The organism is Kitasatospora sp. NPDC015121, assembly GCF_055562955.1.
The window spans coordinates 400,345-420,524 of record NZ_JBVHEH010000003.1 but is presented as its reverse complement, the minus strand read 5'-3'; the positions used below and the strand labels follow the sequence as shown (position 1 = coordinate 420,524).

The 20,180-nt window shown below is 72.9% G+C and carries 17 protein-coding genes; 11 read left to right on the top strand and 6 right to left on the bottom strand.

Features of this window, described 5'->3' with window-relative positions; all coding sequences use genetic code 11:
* Window positions 1–56 precede the first annotated feature (56 nt).
* Both ACZ3J7_RS05855 and ACZ3J7_RS05850 read right to left on the bottom strand, forming a co-directional pair.
* Window positions 57–713 (bottom strand): potassium channel family protein, encoded by a 657-nt coding sequence (locus tag ACZ3J7_RS05855; protein ID WP_014135788.1) that lies wholly within the window; start codon window positions 711–713, stop codon window positions 57–59.
* Complete coding sequence (locus tag ACZ3J7_RS05850; RefSeq protein ID WP_465617225.1) at window positions 713–1,381, bottom strand: potassium channel family protein; 669 nt, start codon at window positions 1,379–1,381, stop codon at window positions 713–715. Before ACZ3J7_RS05850 ends, ACZ3J7_RS05855 begins: the two co-directional genes overlap by 1 nt.
* Window positions 1,382–1,625: 244 nt before the next feature.
* On the opposite strand from ACZ3J7_RS05850, the gene ACZ3J7_RS05845 reads away from it, so the two are divergent.
* Both ACZ3J7_RS05845 and ACZ3J7_RS05840 read left to right on the top strand, forming a co-directional pair.
* Window positions 1,626–3,698 (top strand): APC family permease, encoded by a 2,073-nt coding sequence (locus ACZ3J7_RS05845; protein ID WP_465617223.1) that lies wholly within the window; start codon window positions 1,626–1,628, stop codon window positions 3,696–3,698.
* Between the two features lie 560 nt (window positions 3,699–4,258).
* A complete protein-coding gene (locus tag ACZ3J7_RS05840; protein WP_465617261.1) occupies window positions 4,259–5,593 on the top strand; it encodes a class I SAM-dependent RNA methyltransferase in 1,335 nt (444 codons plus the stop codon).
* 18 nt (window positions 5,594–5,611) lie between these two features.
* On the opposite strand, the gene ACZ3J7_RS05835 is transcribed toward ACZ3J7_RS05840, so the two are convergent.
* The 3 genes from ACZ3J7_RS05835 to ACZ3J7_RS05825 are packed head-to-tail and all read right to left on the bottom strand — an operon-like array spanning window position 5,612 to window position 8,998.
* Complete coding sequence (locus tag ACZ3J7_RS05835) at window positions 5,612–6,268, bottom strand: hypothetical protein (RefSeq protein ID WP_465617221.1); 657 nt, start codon at window positions 6,266–6,268, stop codon at window positions 5,612–5,614.
* Window positions 6,261–7,214, bottom strand: a complete 954-nt coding sequence (locus ACZ3J7_RS05830) for a 5'-methylthioadenosine/S-adenosylhomocysteine nucleosidase family protein (protein ID WP_465617219.1) — start codon at window positions 7,212–7,214, stop codon at window positions 6,261–6,263. The genes ACZ3J7_RS05835 and ACZ3J7_RS05830 overlap by 8 nt, the downstream gene beginning before the upstream one ends.
* Window positions 7,211–8,998: a hypothetical protein gene (locus ACZ3J7_RS05825; RefSeq protein WP_465617217.1), complete on the bottom strand. Its 1,788-nt coding sequence runs from the start codon at window positions 8,996–8,998 to the stop codon at window positions 7,211–7,213. Before ACZ3J7_RS05825 ends, ACZ3J7_RS05830 begins: the two co-directional genes overlap by 4 nt.
* A gap of 84 nt (window positions 8,999–9,082) precedes the next feature.
* On the opposite strand from ACZ3J7_RS05825, the gene ACZ3J7_RS05820 reads away from it, so the two are divergent.
* The 7 genes from ACZ3J7_RS05820 to ACZ3J7_RS05790 all read left to right on the top strand — a co-directional run bounded on the left by ACZ3J7_RS05820 (window position 9,083) and on the right by ACZ3J7_RS05790 (window position 14,504).
* Window positions 9,083–9,811: an NUDIX hydrolase gene (locus ACZ3J7_RS05820; protein WP_465617215.1), complete on the top strand. Its 729-nt coding sequence runs from the start codon at window positions 9,083–9,085 to the stop codon at window positions 9,809–9,811.
* Window positions 9,812–9,936: 125 nt separating this feature from the next.
* A complete protein-coding gene (locus ACZ3J7_RS05815; protein WP_465617213.1) occupies window positions 9,937–10,173 on the top strand; it encodes a toxin-antitoxin system HicB family antitoxin in 237 nt (78 codons plus the stop codon).
* Window positions 10,170–10,583 carry a hypothetical protein gene (locus ACZ3J7_RS05810; protein ID WP_033256814.1) on the top strand — a complete coding sequence of 138 codons (414 nt, stop codon included), beginning with the start codon at window positions 10,170–10,172 and terminating at the stop codon, window positions 10,581–10,583. Before ACZ3J7_RS05815 ends, ACZ3J7_RS05810 begins: the two co-directional genes overlap by 4 nt.
* A gap of 136 nt (window positions 10,584–10,719) precedes the next feature.
* Window positions 10,720–11,550 carry a putative RNA methyltransferase gene (locus ACZ3J7_RS05805; protein WP_465617211.1) on the top strand — a complete coding sequence of 277 codons (831 nt, stop codon included), beginning with the start codon at window positions 10,720–10,722 and terminating at the stop codon, window positions 11,548–11,550.
* Window positions 11,551–11,676: 126 nt separating this feature from the next.
* On the top strand, window positions 11,677–13,065 hold the full coding sequence (locus ACZ3J7_RS05800; protein WP_465617209.1) for an AAA family ATPase: 1,389 nt from the start codon (window positions 11,677–11,679) through the stop codon (window positions 13,063–13,065).
* Entirely contained in the window at window positions 13,062–13,442 is a 381-nt protein-coding gene (locus tag ACZ3J7_RS05795; protein WP_465617207.1) for a nucleotide pyrophosphohydrolase, read from the top strand. Before ACZ3J7_RS05800 ends, ACZ3J7_RS05795 begins: the two co-directional genes overlap by 4 nt.
* A gap of 204 nt (window positions 13,443–13,646) precedes the next feature.
* Window positions 13,647–14,504, top strand: a complete 858-nt coding sequence (locus ACZ3J7_RS05790) for a DUF6099 family protein (RefSeq protein WP_465617205.1) — start codon at window positions 13,647–13,649, stop codon at window positions 14,502–14,504.
* Between the two features lie 280 nt (window positions 14,505–14,784).
* Here the strand turns inward: ACZ3J7_RS05790 and dapD are convergent, their stop codons facing one another.
* Complete coding sequence (gene dapD, locus ACZ3J7_RS05785) at window positions 14,785–15,774, bottom strand: 2,3,4,5-tetrahydropyridine-2,6-dicarboxylate N-succinyltransferase (protein ID WP_465617203.1); 990 nt, start codon at window positions 15,772–15,774, stop codon at window positions 14,785–14,787.
* A 101-nt stretch (window positions 15,775–15,875) separates the two neighbouring features.
* Here dapD and ACZ3J7_RS05780 point away from each other — a divergent pair, with 101 nt between their 5' ends.
* On the top strand, window positions 15,876–17,537 hold the full coding sequence (locus ACZ3J7_RS05780) for a 3' terminal RNA ribose 2'-O-methyltransferase Hen1 (RefSeq protein WP_465617201.1): 1,662 nt from the start codon (window positions 15,876–15,878) through the stop codon (window positions 17,535–17,537).
* Complete coding sequence (locus ACZ3J7_RS05775) at window positions 17,534–20,137, top strand: polynucleotide kinase-phosphatase (protein ID WP_465617199.1); 2,604 nt, start codon at window positions 17,534–17,536, stop codon at window positions 20,135–20,137. Before ACZ3J7_RS05780 ends, ACZ3J7_RS05775 begins: the two co-directional genes overlap by 4 nt.
* The last annotated feature ends 43 nt before the right edge of the window (window positions 20,138–20,180 follow it).

The following is a 20,180-nucleotide window of genomic DNA, read 5'->3' as shown; positions in this document are numbered from 1 at the left end:
CCCGAGGGCCCCGCGCACCGCGCGGGGCCCTCCGCCGTACGGGGACGGGAGCGGGGTCAGCCGGCCAGCAGCGTCTCCAGCTCCTCCTCGCGCTCCTGGGCGGCGACGAACAGCAGCTCGTCCCCGGCCTCCAGGGTGTCGCTGCCGCCCGGCACCAGCACCCGTCCGGCCCGGATGATGGTGACCAGCGCGGTGTCCACCGGCCAGGCGACGTCGCCGACCCGGGTGCCGACCAGCGCGGTGTCGGCCGCCAGGGTCAGCTCGACCAGGTTGGCGTTGCCCTGCGAGAAGCGCATCAGGCGGACCAGGTCGCCGACGCTCACCGCCTCCTCGACCAGCGCCGACATCAGGCGCGGGGTGGAGACCGCGACGTCCACGCCCCAGGACTCGTTGTACAGCCACTCGTTCTTCGGGTTGTTCACCCGGGCGACCACCCGCGGCACGCCGTACTCGGTCTTGGCGAGCAGCGAGACCACCAGGTTGACCTTGTCGTCACCGGTGGCGGCGATCACCACGTGGCAGCGCTGCAGCGCCGCCTCGTCCAGCGAGGTGATCTCGCAGGCGTCGGCGAGCAGCCACTCGGCGAGCGGGACCCGCTCCACCGAGATGGAGTTCGGGTTCTTGTCGATCAGCAGGACCTCGTGGCCGTTCTCCAGCAGCTCCCCGGCGATGGAACGGCCGACGGCACCTGCTCCGGCGATGGCGACGCGCATCAGTGACCAGCCTCCTCGGGGCCCTTGGCGAACGCCGCCTCGACCGCGGTCAGTTCGTTGCGGCGCAGCATCACGTGCACCAGGTCGCCCTCCTGGACCACCATCTGCGGGGCGGGCAGCACGCCCTCGCCGACCCGGGTGACGAACGCCACCCGGACCCCGGCGGCCTCCTCCAGCTCGGCGAGCCGGTGGCCGATCCAGGCCGGGTTGTACGCCACCTCGGCGAGCTGGACGGCGCCCGACGGGTCCTGCCAGACCGGCTCGGCACCGCTGGGCAGCAGCCGGCGCAGCATCTGGTCGGCCGTCCAGCGGACGGTGGCGACCGTCGGGATGCCCAGGCGCTGGTAGACCTCGGCGCGGCGCGGGTCGTAGATCCGGGCCGCGACGTGCTCGACGCCGAAGTTCTCCCGGGCCACCCGGGCCGCGATGATGTTGGAGTTGTCACCGCTGGAGACGGCGGCGAAGGCGCCCGCCTCCTCGATGCCGGCTTCCTTCAGGGTGTCCTGGTCGAAGCCGACGCCGGTGACCCGGCGGCCGTGGAAACCGGCCCCGAGCCGCCGGAAGGCGGTCGGGTCCTGGTCGATCACCGCGACCGAATGGCCTTGTTTCTCGAGCGCTCTGGCGAGGGCGGAGCCGACGCGTCCGCAGCCCATGATGACGATGTGCACGCGACTACCTCACCCGGTCCGTTGGGGTCGTGACCTGCGTAAACATCGTTCATCGTCCTTCCGTGCCCCCGATTTCGGGGGCAGTTCATCGGCCGCGCCTGTGATCCGACGCGAGGGGCAACTCGGTGTTGCCCGCCAACCCTTCTGTCGACACGCTAGCCGGTCCACCGAACACCGTCGCGAGCAAGGGGCCCCGCGAGGCATCGAGTGCCACCGGGAGCCCTTACGATTCCTTGCTGTGCCTATGCCTGCTGACCTACCGAAACGCATCCTGATCGGGCGTGCGCTGCGCAGCGACAAGCTCGGGGAGACGCTGCTCCCCAAGCGCATCGCGCTGCCGGTGTTCGCCTCGGACGCCCTCTCCTCCGTCGCGTACGCGCCCGAGGAGATCCTGCTGACGCTGTCGCTGGCCGGCGCCTCGGCCATCCACTTCTCCTGGCAGATCGGCGTCGTGGTCGCCATCGTGATGCTCGCGGTGGTCGCGTCGTACCGGCAGAACGTGCACGCCTACCCGAGCGGCGGCGGCGACTACGAGGTCGCCACCGTCAACCACGGGCCGAACTCCGGCCTGGTGGTGGCGAGCGCCCTGATGGTCGACTACATCCTGACCGTGGCGGTGTCGACCACCTCCGGCGTGGCCAACGTGGTCTCGGCGGTGCCCGCGCTGCGCGGGCACGAGATGACGCTGTCGGTGTTCCTGGTCATCCTGCTGATGGGCATGAACCTGCGCGGCGTGCGCGAGTCCGGCTCGGCGTTCGCCGTCCCGACGTACGCGTTCATGGTCGGCGTGATCGGCATGGTGGTCTACGGCCTGGTCCGGCACTTCGGGTTCGGCGAGTCGCTGCCCGCCGAGAGCTCCGCGTACCACCTGGCGGCGACGCCCGAGAACGACTCGCTGGCCGGGTTCGCGCTGGTGTTCCTGCTGCTGAAGGCGTTCTCCTCGGGCTGTGCGGCGCTGACCGGCGTGGAGGCGATCTCCAACGGCGTGCCGGCCTTCCGGAAGCCGAAGAGCAAGAACGCCGCCACCACGCTGCTGATGATGGCCAGCATCGCCGTGACGATGTTCATGGGCATCATCTACCTGGCCCACCTGACCGGCACGCAGATGGCCGAGAACCCGACCGAGCAGCTGATCGGCGCGCCGGAGAACTACCACCAGAAGACCGTGCTGGCGCAGATCTCCGAGGCGGTGTTCTCCAACTTCACGCCCGGCTTCTACTTCGTCGCCGCGACCACCGGCCTGATCCTGGTGCTGGCCGCGAACACCGCGTTCAACGGCTTCCCGGTGCTCGGCTCGATCCTCGCCCAGGACCGCTACCTGCCCCGGCAGCTGCACACCCGCGGCGACCGGCTGGCCTTCTCGAACGGCATCGTGCTGCTGGCCGGCGCGGCGATCCTGTTCATCGTGGCGTTCGGCGCCGACCCGAACCGGCTGATCCAGCTGTACATCGTGGGCGTCTTCGTGGCGTTCAACATGAGCCAGTCCGGCATGATCCGGCACTGGACCCGGCTGCTGCGCACCGAGACCGACCCGAAGAAGCGCGCCCACATGCAGCGCAGCCGGGCGATCAACGCCTTCGGCCTGGTGATGACCATGGCCGTGCTGATCGTGGTGCTCGCCACCAAGATCGGCCACGCCTGGATCGCGATCGCCCTGATGGTCGTGCTGTTCGTCCTGATGAAGGCGATCCGCCGGCACTACGACCGGGTCAACGCCGAGCTCAAGGCCGCCGAGGAGCCCGACGACGCCACCCCGCCCACCCGGGTGCACGCCATCGTGCTGGTCTCCAAGATCCACAAGCCCGCGCTGCGCGCCCTCGCGTACGCCCGCCTCGCCCGGGCCCAGACCCTGGAGGCCGTCACCGTCAACGTCGACCCGGTCGACACCGCGGCGCTCCGGCAGGACTGGGAGGAGCGCGGCCTGGACGTCCCGCTCAAGGTCCTCGACTCGCCGTACCGCGAGGTCACCGGGCCGGTGCTGGAGTACGTCAAGAACCTGCGCCGTTCCAGCCCGCGCGACGTGGTCGCGGTCTACATCCCCGAGTACGTGGTCGGCCACTGGTACGAGCACCTGCTGCACAACCAGAGCGCGCTGCGGCTCAAGGGGCGGCTGCTGTTCAAGCCCGGAGTGATGGTGACCTCCGTACCCTGGCAGTTGGAGTCCTCCGAGCGGCGCAAGGCGCCCAAGGCGTGGTCCGCGCCCGGCGCGGTCCGCCGCGGCGAGCCGCGGCGGCGGCCGGTGCCGTCCGGGTCGTCCGGGTCGTCCGGGTCGGCTGACGAGGGCCGGGGCGGGGCGGACGCCGCGCCGCGCGACTGAGCGGTCGCGCGACGCGTCCGACTCCCGGATGGCCTTCAATGGGCCCGTGGCGGATCCCTCCCGGTCCGCCGCGGGCCGCCGTGTTTGCCGCACGGCGCGCTCGACCGCCCCACCGCTCGACCAGCTCCACCGCTCGACCAGCTCGACCAGCTCCACCCGCTCGTGTTCCGCCGTCTCCCGCTGTCTCCCCTAAGGAAGCGACCCCCGTGACCCGCAACAACCCGCCCCGCTCCTCCGGTCGCCAGGGCCGTCCCGGCCGCACGTCCGGCGCCAAGCCGGGGCAGGTCGCGCACCCGCGCTGGAGCAGCCGGCCCGCCCGGCCGGAGGCCACCGACCGGGAGGGCAACACCGCCCGCAGCCTGCCGCCGGTGCCGGGCGAGCAGCGTCCGGAGAAGCCCGTGAAGCCGGTGAAGGCCGCGAAGGCCGCGAAGGCCGCGCCGAAGGAGAAGGCGCCGAAGGGCGCGGGCCCGGGCGCGGGCGGCGGCGCGGGCGCGGGCGCGGGCGGGAAGAAGCCCGCCCGGCAGGGGCGCAAGCCCGGGGCGGTCCGCCCGCCGAGGGCGCTGCGGCCCGCCCAGCCGGTGCTGCGGCAGCCCTCCGGGGACCCGCTGGTCGGCGAGCGCTACGAGGTTGAGGTCGGGCCGGTCGCGCACGGCGGGCACTGCGTGGCCCGGCACGAGGGCCGGGTGCTGTTCGTCCGGCACGCGCTGCCCGGCGAGCGGGTGGTCGCGCTGGTCACCGAGGGCACCACCACCTCGCGCTTCCTGCGGGCCGACGCGGTGGAGGTGCTGGAGGCGTCCAAGGACCGGATCGAGGCGCCCTGCCCGTTCTCCGGCCCCGGCAGGTGCGGCGGCTGCGACTGGCAGCACGTCACCCCCGGCGGGCAGCGCAAGCTCAAGGCCGCGGTCCTCACCGAGCAGCTGGCCAAGCTGGCCGGCCTCACCCCCGAGGAGGCGCGCTGGGACGGCTCGGTCGAGCCGGTCGGCGGCAAGCTCCCGGCCGGCGAGGTGCCGGCCTGGCGCACCCGGGTGCAGTACGCGGTGGACGAGGAGGGCGTGGTCGGCCTGCGCAAGCACCGCTCGCACGACGTCCAGCCGATCGACCGCTGCCTGATCGCCGCGCCCGGCGTCACCGAGCTCGGCGTCGAGGCCCGCGACTGGACCGGCGTGGCCTCGGTCGAGGCGGTCGCCGCCACCGGCTCCTCGGACCGGCAGGTGATCCTGCGGCCGCGGCCCGGCGAGCAGCTGCCGCTGGTCGAGCTGGACCGCGAGACGTCCATCGCCCGGGTCGACGACCAGGACCTGTTCCACCGCGTCCACGGCCGCACCTTCGTCCGCGAGCGCGCCGCCGGCCGCACCTGGCGGGTCTCCAACGGCGGCTTCTGGCAGATCCACCCCGAGGCCCCCGACACCCTGGTCGACGCCGTCCTGACCGGTCTCGACCCGCAGTGGGGCGAGAGCGCGCTCGACCTGTACTGCGGCGTCGGCCTGTTCGCGGGCGCGCTCGCCGAGCGGGTCGGCGAGGAGGGTGCGGTGCTCGGCATCGAGTCCGGCAAGCAGGCCGTCCTCGACGCCCGGCACAACCTGGCCGCGCTGGAGCAGGTCCGGATCGAGTGCGACAAGGTCGAGACCCTGCTGCCCCGCACCGGCATCACCTCCACCGACCTGATCGTCCTCGACCCCCCGCGCGCCGGCGCCGGCCGCGACACCGTCGCCCACCTCAGCTCCCTGGCGGCCCGCCGGATCGCCTACGTCGCCTGCGACCCGGCCGCCCTCGCCCGCGACCTCGCCTTCTTCCGCGAGGGCGGCTACCGCCCGGTCTCGCTGCGGGCCTTCGACCTGTTCCCGATGACCCAGCACTTCGAGTGCGTGGCGATCCTGGAGCCGGTCGCGCAGTAGCACTCCGGCGCCGGGGCGTCAGGTCGGTGGCGTGGACGAACCGTTCGTCCACGCCACGTCGAACTGCTGCAGGGCGGCGGAGTACAGCAGTCCGGGTGCCCGGACGTACAGGCAGGGTGAGTTCCTGCCGTGTGCGGAGTTGCTGTAGAAGGTCAGGTACGCCACCCGGTCCGTCGCGATCACCCGGCAGGTGTTCGGCAGGTTGAAGTTCCGCAGTTCGAAGCCGCGCCGGTTTCGCGAGACCTGCTCCAGGTAGTCCAAGTTCGTCCGGACCTGTCTCCTGAGCAGGTCCGGGGTATATGCGGGGTCGAACCGGGACACGTCGTGTGAGCGTCGGTCTAGCCAGGAATCGTCCATGATGCGGGGATCGGGCAAGAGGACCTGGATCGAATCCGGGGCCGACTCGCCCGCCCACAGCGGGGCGAAGGCCTCTCTGGTCAGGACGTTCCCGCGGCCGGCCAGGACCTTGACCCAGCGCGCCTGGCGGAGGTCGTGCGCCAGGCGCTCCTCGGCTGCTGACTGGCGGCGGTACACCCGGCCGAGTCCGATGCCGGTGCACCGGGTGGCGACGGCCATCAACCACCACAGTGGCCGGGAGCCCCGCAGCAGGCTGAGGGTGAGCACGATCGCGCTGGCTGCCAGCGAACTGACGACCCCGAACATGAACTCAGTCATCGGAGTGGTTCCCGTGCGGCCGGGGGGTGTCGGACGCCGACGCGGCGGGCCACCACAGGTGCGGCAGCAGTAGCCGGAGGACCTGGGCGGCGTTTCGGGCGGCGAGTTCGTGGAACCCGTGGCCCTTCTTCTCGTCGGCGTTGTCGGAGATGCCCCGGATGACGATCCAACCGTGGTGGTCAGCGCCCTGGAGGTTCTCCTGGCAGTACTGGCTCAGCCCACCGGCCTCCATGTCGACCGCGAGGATCTTCTCGTTGTACTGAGCCAGGTAACGCCGTTCTTCGGCGTCGCGGTCGGCGATCACGGCCTCACCGGACCCGATGAGGCCGTGTCGGATCTCGAAGTCCTGCGAGGCCGCCGGCCGGTGTTGGGCGAAGAAGGCGTTCACTCCGTGGACGACCCTGGCCGGTGCCTGGCGCTGTTCCCCGCGGTGGCGCACGTTCCCGTTCGGATTGATCTTGCGGTTCTCGTAGTAGACGACGTCGGTGGAGACGATGACGCTGCCGATGCGGGCGCGTTCCGGGTGGAGACCGCCACCGACGCCGACCACGGCCAGCAACTTCGGTGCGTAGTGGCGGCGGAGGTTCTCCAGAGCGGCCATCGCGGAGCGCTGTCCCTGGTTCTGGCTCTGGGCGACGACGACGCGGACCGTGCCCTCCCGGGTGGCGACACCGCCCCGGTAGAAGTACAGCCCGTCGGGAGTCCGGTGGCACTCCAGGGCCAGCTCGTCGACCACGGCGCGGAGTTCTTCGCTCAGGATGGTGACCACCCCGATGTCCCAGTTCTCGGTGCCTCCGGTGGAAGCGGCTTCATCGACGGCTGGAACGGCGGCGGAGAGGGGGTGTGGGGATGGGACGGTCACCGACACCCGGGCGCGGTCTCCGACAGCGTTGTTGGTGATGGTGTTGTTGCTGCCGTGGCTGACGATGCCGCGGTTCTCCCTCACGGTTTTCCTCCGTTGTCGGTGCCGACCGGCTGATTCGCGCCGGCCAGGGCCTGGGCGTTGTCGCCCACGGCGTTGTTGGCGATGGTGTTGTTGTCGCCGAAGTTGAAGATCCCGCTGTTGATGATCTTCAAGGCCCGGTTGTTGAACTCGGACACGTCCACGCCCCTCGCGTTCAGGAAGTCCTCGGCGGCATGGAGCAGCCGCTCTTCGAGTGTTTTCACCCGCCCGGTGAGGTCGGTCCTCTCCAACTGGACCTTTGGCCATGCCTGCGCGGCGTCCTCCCGGATGCTGATCCGGCTACCGATGAGGAGGTTCCGGATGGGCCTGGAGGTGAGGTCCCGAGGGGTGAGGAGTGCTGCCGCCAGCGTGCCGAGGTAGCGAAGGAGGCGCCAGGCGTTCGGGATCTCCCTCGGCAGGGTGCCGAGTTCCCGGAAGGCGGCCCACACGACGGCAAAGGCCCCATGGTGGCCGAATTCCTCGGTCCGCTGGAACGACCTGGGTGTGTGCGCGAGGACGCAGGCGGCCGTGGAGATGCTCAGCGTTCGCCCCTGCAGGCTGACGTGCAGCAGGAGCGTCGCGACGTACTCGGCCCCCTCCGTGGGCATGACGACTTCGAGGAAGTGGTACTGCCGGGTGTCGTTGCTGTTGATGATCGCGCGCAACGCGGCCGGATCGAACGTCTCCGCCAACAGGGAGTGGTCCACCGCCACGTCAGTCTCGGCGATGTAGACGCGGTCGCGCACTTGGGCGGCCAGTCGGGTCTCCTGCCCGTCGGCGTCCAGCAGCAGGACCGTCCGGCGCAGGTAGTCGACCAGTTCGTGGGCCTGGAACGGGGGGACGGGGTACTCGCGCTCGTGGAGGGGCGCGTCGTCCTCGGTGCCGGGGCGCAGTAACTGGATGCTCATCGGCGGGTTCCACTCGTAGATGACTTCGCCCGCGCCGATGAACGGCGAGTCGTCTCCGAAAAGCCTGGCGAAGACCCGTTCCTTCCCCTTTCCCTCCTCGTCCCGGCTGTGTCGGGCACGGCGGTACACCGTGCACATGTGTCCTTGCTGGGCATCGGCGACCCGTTGCCGGCCGGACAGTCGGGAGGGGCGAAGAGACGCCGCTCGCCGGATCCGGTTGAGCATCAACTGGCGGGTGGCTCCGACCCCGAGGCACACGAGCATGAGGGCCAGGGCGGCGTGCAGGGCGGTGGCGGCGGGCCCTGGGCACAGCCGCACGATGACCGCGCCCGTAGCGGTGAGCGCGAGCGCGAAAGCGGTCGCACGGCGGAGAGCGGGGTTCTTCTGCCGACGCAAGCGGGGGAACAGCCACTCCAGTAATCGGGTGCGGCCCAGAAGGGACCTCGGCGAGCGACCGGCGGGGTCCTGCTTCCGTTCTTCGCGGGCGGTGTGGTGTATCCGCCAGGCGAGGCCCAGCAGGACGAGTAGGGCGAGGCCGATGGCGATCAGCGAGCTTGCGAGCAGGTCGCCTCCCAGAGCGGGGGCGACCAGCGTCGTGACGAGCGCGGCGCGCAGCATCGCGCTCAGCGTGGCTGCCCGCCAGGCGTGGTGCATGACGGGAACGACATCGAACCCGTAGGACGGGGCGACCCTGCGGTGCGCTGCGTTGCACACCCTGTCGATCACCAGGTCCCGGAACTTCTCGTCCACGTAGACGCCGGTGCACAGGTGGCGGGTGGCTGCGGTGGGGCCGTCGGCCGGTTCCTCGGTGGTCGGTGCCGCGGTGAATGGTTCTTCGGCGATCGGTTCCTTGGCCAGCGGGACACGCGAACTGATCACTCCCGGTCTCACCTCCTGGAGTTAAGGTCTAAGTGACCATAAGCGGGGGGCAGGTTTAAGTCAATGAGACCTTTAGGAGTTCGAATGAAGGAGTCCGACGGTGTGGAGGCCTCGTGGGTGACCGTGGATCTGGCGATCTTCACCGTGCGTGACGACCATTTGACGGTGTTGCTGGTCGAGCGCGGGGTGGAGCCCTTCCTCGGCCTGCCCGCGCTGCCGGGTGGCTACGTCCGCAAGGACGAGACGCTGCGGGAGGGTGCGCTGCGCGAACTCCGGGAGGAGGCCGGGATCGAAGGCGGAGGCCTGCACTTGGAGCAGTTCGGTGCCTATGGGAATCCGGGGCGTGATCCGCGGGGACGGGTGGTCACCATCGCCTATCTGGCACTGGGTCCGGACCTCCCCGTGCCGGTGGGCGGAACCGATGCCAGGCTCGCGTACTGGGCCGATGTGTCGGAGTTCGCGGACGGGGCGAAGGGGCTCGCCTTTGATCACCAGGTGATCTTGGCGGATGCCTTGGAGGAGGTCCGGCGCAAGCTCGAATACACGTCGGTGGCTACCGCCTTCTGTGGGGAGCGGTTCACGCTGAGTGGGTTGCGGGCGGTCTACGAGGCGGTCTGGGGGCAACAGCTGGATCCGAGCAACTTCCGCCGCAAGGTCCTCAACACCCCGGGATTCGTGGAGCCCACGGAGGAACGGACGGCACCCCACACCGGCCGCCCGGCCGTGCTCTATCGCAGGGGTGGCGCATCGGAGCTCAGCCCGCCGCTGCTGCGCGGAGCCGGCCGGGACTCCCGGGGGACGGCGCCTTCGTGAAGGGACGTTGGCGGATCGAGACGGGCGGCCGGTTTTCGCCGGGGCGCGGGCGGACATGGTGGGGGAGCGGGGGAGCGGCCGGTTTGCGCCCTTGTTGTGCTAGCGCCTCGGCGCTAGCTTGAAGTATGGCCAAGAAGCAGCTGAACGTCAGGGTGGACGCGACCACCGCCGAGATGGCCCGCGAACGGGCGGAGCAGCAGGGGATCAGCATGAACCAGTACATCGAACGGCTGGTGCAGCAGGACATGGGCGAGGCCGGACGCAACTTCGTGGACGCCGCGGCGCAGTTCATGAAGGAGCACGAGGCGGTGTTCCTCGCCGAGTTCGGGTCGCCCGCCGAACTCCAGGACGTGCGCCGTTGAAACTTGAGGTCGACCTCTCGTGGCTGCTCATGACCGCGGAGCAGTACACGCCCGGTGACCCGCAGGTCACCGACTACGGATCGCTGCTCGCGGCGATCACCAGGCACCAGGCCGAGGTCTTCGACATCGCGGTCTACCCCGAACCGCAGGACCGGGCGGCGGCGCTGATGCACCAGCTGATCCGGGTGCCCGCGCTGGAGCGCAACAACGAGCTGTTCGCCACCGCCGTGGCCTACGCGTACCTGGTGGCCAGCGGCTGCCGGGTGGCGACCACCGCGCGCGAGGTGCGCAGCCTGGCCCGGGCGATCCGGGAGGGCAAGCTCGGCATCACCGGCGTGGCGGAGCGGCTGGGGATGTGGGTGGTCGACGAGTCGGAGGAGGAGGAGGTCGGCGACGACGGCGAGGAGTGAGGCGTCCCCGCCGGGCCGACCGGAGGCGTCAGGGGTCGGGAGAGCGACGAGGCACCCGCGGGCGGGATACCCTCGACGTTCCCCCGGCCCCTGACCGTTCCCGGGCGCCGACGATCTCCGCGAGGATGCGAGCGAGTTGCTGCAGGACATCGAGCCCTACCTGGTCTGCCCGTACTGCGCCCGCCCGCTGGCGCTGGACGCCCGCACCCTGCGCTGCCCGGACGGGCACGGCTTCGACCAGGCCCGGCAGGGCTACGTGAGCCTGCTGGCGGGGGACGCCAGGACCGGCACCGCCGACACCGCCGGGATGGTCGCGGCCCGCGACGCCTTCCTGGCGGCCGGCCACTACGCGCCGCTGGAACGGGCGCTGGCGGCCGCCGCGGCCCCGGTGGCGGCGGAGAGCGGACTGGTCGCCGACCTCGGAGCGGGCACCGGCCACTACCTGGCCCGGGTGCTGGAGGCCCGGCCCGGCGCGGCGGGCGCGGCCCTGGACCTGTCCAAGTACGCGCTGCGGCGCGCCGCCAGGGCGCACCCGCGGATCGGCGCCGTGGTCTGCGACGCCTGGCGCCCGCTCCCGCTCCGGGACGCCGCCGCCGACGTGCTCCTGAACGTCTTCGCGCCGCGCAACGGCCCCGAGATGCGGCGCGTGCTGCGCCCCGGCGGCCGACTCCTGGTGGCCGCCCCGACCCCCCGCCACCTGCGGGAACTGGTCGGCGCGCTCGGCCTGCTCTCGGTCGACGAGGACAAGGAGCAGCGGATCGGGCAGAAGCTCGGCCCCTGGTTCACCCCGGTCGACCGCACCGAGGTCGAGTTCACCCTGCGGCTGTCGCGGACGGACGCCGCCGCCGTGGTCGGCATGGGCCCCAGCGCCTGGCACATCGACCCGTCCGCGCTGGCCGCCGCGCTGGCGGAACTGCCCGAACCGGTCGAGGTCACCGGGTCGGTGCTGATCACCGCGTACGAGTGAACGGTGCGGTTCCGACGCGTACGGGTGATGTGGAGGAACGGTGACGAGGACGGTTGGGACTCGAAGGGGTGAAAGGACGCCAGGAGAGACGTTTCTCCAGCTCAGAGCGGGCCTAGAGTGCTCCGGGTGACCAGCGAAGCCCCCGTGGCCCCACCCCCGGCAGCCGCCACCCGCGAGGTGCGGCAGGCCTCCCTACCGGAGGTCAAACGCCCCACCGTCGAGGAGCTGCGGCTGACCTCCTTCAAGTCCTACCGGCGGGCCGTCCTGCCGATGTCGCCGCTGACCGTGCTGCACGGGCCGTCCGGGGCGGGCAAGTCCAACGCGCTGGACGCGCTGGGCGTGCTCTCCCGGCTCGCCCACGGCGAGGAGATCAAACCCTCGCTGGACGGCGCCGGCGGCTCGCGCGGCCCGCTCGCGACCCCGGTGCGCGGCGGCCTGGCCGGCTGCGTGCCGCACGGGCGCAACGCGATCATCCTGGGCTGCGCCGTGCGCTCCCGGGTCGGGACGGTCCGGCTCGACGTGGTGGTGCGCACCGACGAACGCGTCCGGATCGCCCGCGAGTGGCTCACCCTGGACGGCCGGACCCTGATGGCCACCGGCGAACAGGACCTCGCCCGGGGCCGGATCAACACCACCTGGCACAACGACTCCCGGCAGGGTGACATCCGCGCCCCGCTGCCCAACGGCAGCCTGATCACCGCCCAGCTCCCGCTGCGGGTCGCCGGGGCGTCCAAGGGCGAGCGCAAGGTGCTGGCCGCCGCCGAACAGCTCCTCACCGCCCTGCGCGAGGTGTTCGCGCTGCACCCCGTGCCCGCCGCGATGCGCGGCTGGGTCCGGCCCGAACCCCAGGCCCGGCTGCTCGCGGGCGCCGCCAACGTCTCCGCCGTCCTGCACCGGCTGGAGCACGAGTGCCCGCGCCGCTGGGCCCGCCTGCTGCGCGCCGTCCAGGCCGCCGCCCCGCACCCGCTGCTCGGCCTCGGCGTCGCCCAGCGCGGCGAGGGCGAACGCCGGCGGCTGCTCGCCGTCTTCGACGAGGGCGTGCTCGGCCGCACCGGCGCCGACCAGGCCTCCGACGGCATGCTGCGGCTGCTCGCCTTCGCCGCCGTCCTGCTCACCGGCGCCGCCGTCCTCGACGTCGACCCCGCCATCGAAGTGCCCGACGCGCACCGGCAGCTGGTGCTGCTCGCCGAGGACCTCGGCGCCGGCCTGGCCGCCGAACAGGTCGTCGCCCTGCTGCGGGTGGCCCGCGAGGTCACCGGCAAGAGCGACATCCGGCTGCTCGCCACGCTGCAGGAACCCGGGCCGGCGCTCGGCCTGGACGGCGTCGAACTGGTCGAGTGCCGACGCGATCCGGCCACCGGGCACAGCCTGCTGCTCCGCACCGAACCGGTCGCCAGGGTGCCCGCGCAGGGGGCGGCGACGGACCTGTCGGCGGACGCGTCGGCCGGGGGACCGGTGGGCGTGCCGGCGGGGGCGGCGCGGGGCGGAGGAGCGGTGGTAGACCTGGGGGAATGAGCGACCACGAGAACCGGGCCGAGAACCCGGCCGGAGACCGGGCCGGGAATCCGGCCGAAGAGCTGACGGTGCCCGAACTGCAGCGGCGGCTGGCCGAGTTCGCGGCCGCCCGGGACTGGCAGCAGTACCACACCCCGAAGAACCTGGTCGCGGCGCTGACCGTGGAGGCCGGCGAACTGCTGGAGATCTTCCAGTGGTTGACGCCCGAACAGGCCGCCGACGTGATGGCGGACCCGGCGGCGGCGCACCGGGTCCACGACGAGGTGGCCGACGTGCTGGCCTACCTGCTGCAGCTGTGCACCGCGCTGGAGGTGGACCCGCTGCGGGCGCTGGCGGAGAAGATCGAGCGCAACGAGAGCAGGTTCCCGGCGCCATAGCGGGTCGTGCAGGGGCTTCCGGTTGATTCCCGGTGGAGCGGGACATCAGCCGGAATTCACCCTCCCGGGGGACCTCGGTTGTCCACAGGGCCGGGTTGTCCACAGGGCCGCCGAATCCACTGGGAGCGGGTCGGCCACCGGCGGCACGCTGATCCCCGTGACCGACCGCCGAAGGACGGCGGCGGTGGACGAGGGGAGCGCTCCGTGGACGCGCTGCGACTGATCAAGACCGTTCGGCACGCCCTGGCCGAGGCCCGGACGGCCGGCGACATCCTGCACGAGGCCTGGCAGGCCGGGCTGCTCACCGAGGCGGTCGGGGCCCGGATCGCCGACCACGACGAGGAGGCGTCAGCCACCCTCGGGCAGCTGCTCAGCGAGGCCGGCGCGCACACCGCGAGCTGCCTGCGCCAACCGCCCGAACCCGGCCTGGACGACCTGCCCGGCGGCCCGATCGGCGTGTACCCGGAGTGGACCGGCCCGACGCTGGTCGACCGGTTCGGCGCGCTCGGCGAGCTGGGGCCGGTGCTGGACGAACTCGCCCTGCTGCTGGGGGAGATGAACGAGAGCCTGGTGGTGCTCGCCTGCGGGGCGGACACCGAGAGCCTGTACTGGAGCTGCATCGACGGGCTGGACGCCGGCTCCGAGTGCCGTGACCTGGTGGCCGGGCTGCTGCGCGAGCAGCGCGGGCCGACGGGGGCGCGGGCCCCGGACGGCGGGCCGGGGCGGCCGGACGGGGAGGGGGAGCCGGGAGGGCCGGGCGCGGCCCGGCGGGAGGAGTCGAGGCTCGTGATCCCGCTGGGCCCGCCGGTCCCGGTGGCGTGCGGCGCTCAGGTGCGGGGCGAGCCGTCGGCCGGGGCGTCCTGCCCGCCGCCGGGGGCGGAGGAGCGCAGGTCGGAGTCGAGTCCGGCCAGGTCGGTGTTGATCGAGGCGAGCAGCTCCTGCATCTGCTCCAACAACGACTTCGGGGGGGTGGGCGCGCCGCCCGCGGCGGTGTCCGCGGTGGGCGGCTCGGTCCAGGGCTCGGACATGAGGGGGCCCCTTCAACTCGGTGGTGCGGTGTGAAGCGCCGGGGGTCGGCGCCGCCGGTCCAACGAGTCCCCGCCGCGCGCGGTCACCCCGGACCACCCGTTGAGGTCCAACCCGCGGGCCCGGTCAGCCCCAGGAGTGAGCCGAGTTTGCGGGGCCCGCCCCCGCTCGGCTACGGCGCCCGGACAGCCGGACAGCCGGACAGCCGGACAGCCGGACAGCCGGACAGCCGGACAGCCGGACAGCCGGACAGCCGGACGGCCGGGCTGCTGGGGAGCAGACACCGGCCGTCCGGAGAACACCACCCGACAGGAGGTCAGTTGTGCGAGTGCAGGTCCGCGTTCAGACCGCCCCACGAACCGGAGCGGGCGATCACCTCGACCGCGCCGGTCTGCGAGTTGCGGCGGAACAGCAGGTTGTCCTGGCCGGACAGCTCCACCGCCTTAGCCACCGAGCCGTCCGGCGCGGTGACCCGGGTGCCGGCGGTGACGTACAGGCCGGCCTCGACCACGCAGTCGTTGCCCAGCGAGATGCCGATGCCCGCGTTGGCGCCCAGCAGGCAGCGCTCGCCCACCGAGACGACCTGCTTGCCGCCGCCGGACAGGGTGCCCATGATCGAGGCGCCGCCGCCGATGTCGCTGTGGTCGCCCACGACGACGCCCGCGCTGATCCGGCCCTCGACCATCGAGGTGCCCAGGGTGCCGGCGTTGAAGTTGACGAAGCCCTCGTGCATCACCGTGGTGCCCTCGGCCAGGTGCGCGCCCAGGCGCACCCGGTCGGCGTGGGCGATCCGGACGCCGGACGGCGCCACGTAGTCGGTCATCCGGGGGAACTTGTCGATGCCGTACAGGGCGAGCTGCCCGCCCTGGGCGCGCACCGCCAACCGGGCCTGCTCCACGTTGGCGACCGGAGTCGGGCCGATCGACGTCCAGGCGACGTTCGCCAGCAGGCCGAAGATGCCGTCCAGGTTCTGGCCGTGCGGCTTCACCAGGCGGGCGGAGAGCAGGTGCAGCCGCAGGTAGACGTCGTGCGCGTCCAGCGGCTTCTCGTCCAGGGAGGAGACCACGGTGCGCACCGCCACCACCTCGACGCCGCGCCGGGTGTCGGTGCGGAGCGCCTCGGCGGCGCCCGGGCCGAGCGCCAGCTCGGCCTCCTCGGCGCTCAACCGGACAGTGCCGGACGGGCCCGGGGCGGCGGCCAGCTCGGGCGCGGGGAACCAGGTGTCGAGGACGGTGCCGTCGGCCGCGATGGTCGCCAGGCCGGCGGCCACCGCACCGCTTGCGGGGGAGGAGGTTTCAGCAGTCACATCCCGCACCGTAACCAATCGGGCCGAGGACTGACCAACACGCTCACCGGACGGACAAAACCTGATGGCCCCGTACAGACCCGCAGGTCATACTCGACCGGGTGTTCGTATCGATCTCCACCACCGGCACCGCCGAGAACCCCGCCTCCGACCTGGGCTTCCTGCTGCACAAGCACCCTGACAAGGTGCAGCGGTTCGCCACCGCGCACGGCACCGCGCACGTCTTCTACCCCGAGGCCGGGGAGCGGGCCTGCACGGCCGCGCTGCTGCTGGAGGTCGACCCCGCCGCGCTGCTCCGCCAGGGCCGCGGCAAGGGCCGGTCCGGCTCGCCCGACCACGCGCTCGCCCAGTACGTCAACGACCGGCCGTACGCCGCCTCCTCGCTGCTCGCGGTGGCGCTGCGCACGGTCTACCGGTCCGCGATGAAGGGCGAGTGCGCGCACCGACCCGAGCTGCCCGGCCGGGCGATGCCGCTGCGGATCGAGCTGCCCGCCGTCCCGGTGGCCGGGGCCGACGGTCCCGAGCTGGTGGAGCGGCTGTTCGCCCCGCTGGGCTGGAGGGTCGACGCGCGGCCCGTCCCGCTCGACGAGGCCTTCCCCGAGTGGGGCGACTCCCGGTACGTCCGGCTCGAACTGACCGGCGCCCTGCGGCTCGCCGACGCGCTGCAGCACCTCTACGTGCTGCTGCCCGTCCTCGACGGGGCCAAGCACTACTGGGTCGCCCCCGACGAGGTCGACAAGCTGCTCGCGGCCGGCCGGGGCTGGCTCGCCGACCACCCCGAACGGGCCCTGATCGCCCGCCGCTACCTCTCCCGCCGCTGGTCGCTGACCAAGCTCGCGATGGAACGCCTCGCCCTGGCCCGCCTGGCCGAGGCCGACGACCGCGAGGCCGAGGAGATCGACAACGCCGTTCCGGACGTTCCGGAGGCCCCGGACGCCGCGGAGGAGGTGACCGGCATCGACCCGGCCGGTTCGGCGGGCGCAACTGCCGCGGCCACGAGCCCGGGGGCCGCGGAGGAGGTCGCTCCGGCCGACCCGGCCGCGGCCACCGAGCGCGGCGAGTCGTTGGCCGCGCAGCGGCGGACGGCGATCCTGGCGGCGCTGGCCCGGACCGGCGCGGCCCGGGTGCTCGACCTGGGCTGCGGGCAGGGCGAGTTGGTGGGCGCGCTGCTCAGGGAGGGGCGGGTGACCGAGGTGCTGGGCGTCGACGTGTCCTCCCGCGCGCTGACGATCGCCGCCCGCCGGCTCCGCCTGGACCGGTTGCCGGAGCGCCAGGCCCGCCGGGTCAAGCTGGTCCAGGGCGCGCTGACCTACACCGACGCCCGGTTGAAGGGGTACGACGCGGCGGTGCTGTGCGAGGTCGTCGAGCACCTGGACCTGCCCCGGCTGCCCGCACTGGAGTACGCGGTGTTCGGCGCGGCCCGGCCCGCCGCGGTCGTGGTCACCACCCCGAACGCCGAGTACAACGTGCGCTGGGAGACCCTGCCCGCCGGGCGGATGCGGCACGACGACCACCGCTTCGAGTGGAGCCGCGCCGAGTTCGCGGCCTGGACGCGTCGGGTCGCCGAGGCCTACGGGTACACCGTCGACCTCGAACCGGTCGGCCCGCACGACCCCGAGGTCGGGGCGCCCACCCAGCTCGCCCACTTCCGCCTCTCCCCCGAGCCGAACAAGCCGACCGAGCCGACCGAGCCGACCGAGGCCACCGCCACTACCGCCACCGCCACTACCACCACCGCCCCGGAAGGGAGCGCCCACCGATGAGCACCGAAACCCCGGAGACGACCCCCGACCGGGCGGGTCGCCGACTGCCCGTCACCGACGTCTCGCTGGTGGTGCTGATCGGCAGCACCGGCTCCGGCAAGTCCAGCTTCGCCCGCAAGCACTTCAAGCCCACCGAGGTGGTCTCCTCCGACTTCTGCCGGGGGATGGTCGCCGACGACGAGAACGACCAGTCCGCCTCCGCGGACGCCTTCGACCTGCTGCACTACATCGTCGGCAAGCGGCTCGCGGCGGGCCGGCGCACCGTGGTCGACGCCACCAACGTCCAGGACCACGCCCGCCGGGCACTGGTCGCGATCGCCCGGGAGCACCACGTGCTGCCGATCGCCATCGTGCTGGACGTCCCGGCCGAGGTGTGCGCCGAGCGCAACCGGGCCCGGCCGGACCGGCAGCTGCCCGCGCACGTGATCCCCCGCCACCAGCGGGACCTGCGCCGTTCGCTGCGCGGGCTGGAGCGCGAGGGCTTCCGCAAGGTGCACGTGCTGCGCGGCGTCGAGGAGGTCGAGCGCGCCGAGATCGTCCCGGAGAAGCGGTTCAACGACCTGCGGCACCTCACCGGTCCGTTCGACGTCGTCGGTGACATCCACGGCTGCCGCTCCGAGCTGGAGACCCTGCTCGGCCTGCTCGGCTACGAGGTCACCCGCGACGAGCGGGGCCGCGCCGTCGACGCCGCGCACCCCGAGGGCCGCACTGCGGTGTTCGTCGGCGACCTGGTCGACCGCGGCCCGGACACGCCGGGCGTGCTGCGCCTGGTGATGGGCATGGTCGAGGCCGGCCACGCCCTCTGCGTCCCCGGCAACCACGAGAACAAGCTGGGCCGCTGGATGGACGGCCGCAAGGTCACCGTCTCGCACGGCCTGCAGGAGTCGATCGACCAGCTGGCCGCCGAGAGCGACGGGTTCCGCGCCCGGGTGCGGGAGTTCATGCGCGGCCTGGTCAGCCACTACCTGCTGGACGGCGGCGCGCTGGTGGTCTGCCACGCCGGCCTGCCGGAGAAGTACCACGGCCGCGCCTCCGGCAAGGTCCGCTCGCACGCGCTGTACGGCGACACCACGGGCGAGACCGACGAGTACGGCCTGCCGGTGCGCTACCCGTGGGCCGAGGAGTACCGGGGCCGCGCCCTGGTGGTCTACGGCCACACCCCGGTGCCGGTGGCGAGCTTCCTCAACAACACCATCTGCCTGGACACCGGCTGCGTGTTCGGCGGCAGCCTGACCGCGCTGCGCTACCCGGAGCGGGAGGTCGTCGCCGTCCCGGCCGAGCAGGAGTGGTACGAGCCGGTCCGTCCGATGCGCACCGACGCGCCCGGCGGCCGGGAGGGCCGTCCGCTCGACCTGGCCGACGTGGCCGGCCGCCGGGTGGTGGAGACCGCCCGGCTCGGCAACGTCGCCGTCCGGGAGGAGAACGCCGCCGCCGCGCTGGAGGTGATGAGCCGCTTCGCGCTCGACCCGAGGCTGCTCGCCTACCTGCCGCCCACCATGGCCCCCTCGCCGACCGCCCGGCGCGAGGGCCTGCTGGAGCACCCCGAGGAGGCGTTCTTCGCCTACCGGCAGGACGGGGTGCGGCAGGTGGTCTGCGAGGAGAAGCACATGGGCTCGCGGGCCGTCGTCCTGGTCGCCCGGGACGAGGCCGCCCTGGACCGGCGCTTCGGCCTGTCCGGCCCCGGCGCGATCTGGACCAGGACCGGCCGCGCCTTCCTCGACGACCAGCGGCTCACCGACGCGATCCTCGACCGGGTCCGGGCCGCCGCCGAGCACACCGGCCTGTTCGACGAACTCGGCACCGGCTGGCTGCTGCTGGACGCCGAGCTGATGCCCTGGTCGCTCAAGGCGGTCGAGCTGCTGCGCCGCCAGTACGCCGCGGTCGGCGCGGCCGCCGGCGCCGCCCTGCCCACCGCGCTCGACGCCCTCTCCCGGGCCGCCGCCCGCGGGCTGGACGTGGCGGAGCTGACCGGCCTCCAGCAGGAGCGCGCCGCCGACGCCCGGGCCTTCGTCGAGGCGTACCGGCGCTACTGCTGGCCGACCGAGGGCCTCGACGGCATCCGGCTGGCCCCGTTCCAGCTGCTCGCCGCCGAGGGCGCCAACCTCGCCCCGCGCCCGCACACCGAGCACCTCGCCCTGATCGACCGGCTGGTGGACGCCGACCGGCGGCTCGCCGAGGAGGCGGGCGCCGCCCCGGTGCTGCACCGCACCGGGCGGATGCTCGTCGACACCGAGGACGAGGCCTCGATCACCGCCGCCGTCGCCTGGTGGGAGGAGCTGACCGCGGCCGGTGGCGAGGGCATGGTGGTCAAGCCGGTCGAGCCGCTGCACCGGGACGGTTCGGGGCGGCTGGTCCAGCCCGGCCTGAAGGTCCGCGGCCGCGAGTACCTGCGGATCATCTACGGCCCGGACTACACCCGGCAGTTGGACCGGCTGCGCCAGCGCTCGCTGGGCCACAAGCGCTCGCTCGCCCTGCGCGAGTACGCGCTCGGCCTGGAGGCGCTGGACCGGCTGGCCGCCGGCGAGCCGCTGTGGCGGGTGCACGAGGCGGTGTTCGCGGTGCTGGCCCTGGAGTCCGAGCCGGTCGACCCCCGGCTCTGAGCCCCGGCTCCGGAGCACCGGCTCGGGAGCTTCGGCTCCGGAC

What these genes read in the sequence shown, in the direction of transcription:
- ACZ3J7_RS05845 (WP_465617223.1), top strand. Translation starts at nt 1,626, where the DNA reads ATGCCTGCTGACCTACCGAAACGCATCCTGATCGGGCGTGCGCTGCGC.
- ACZ3J7_RS05775 (WP_465617199.1), top strand. Translation starts at nt 17,534, where the DNA reads ATGAGCACCGAAACCCCGGAGACGACCCCCGACCGGGCGGGTCGCCGA.
- ACZ3J7_RS05815 (WP_465617213.1), top strand. Translation starts at nt 9,937, where the DNA reads ATGGCCAAGAAGCAGCTGAACGTCAGGGTGGACGCGACCACCGCCGAG.
- ACZ3J7_RS05855 (WP_014135788.1), bottom strand. Translation starts at nt 713, where the DNA reads ATGCGCGTCGCCATCGCCGGAGCAGGTGCCGTCGGCCGTTCCATCGCC.
- ACZ3J7_RS05835 (WP_465617221.1), bottom strand. Translation starts at nt 6,268, where the DNA reads ATGACTGAGTTCATGTTCGGGGTCGTCAGTTCGCTGGCAGCCAGCGCG.
- ACZ3J7_RS05820 (WP_465617215.1), top strand. Translation starts at nt 9,083, where the DNA reads ATGAAGGAGTCCGACGGTGTGGAGGCCTCGTGGGTGACCGTGGATCTG.
- ACZ3J7_RS05795 (WP_465617207.1), top strand. Translation starts at nt 13,062, where the DNA reads ATGAGCGACCACGAGAACCGGGCCGAGAACCCGGCCGGAGACCGGGCC.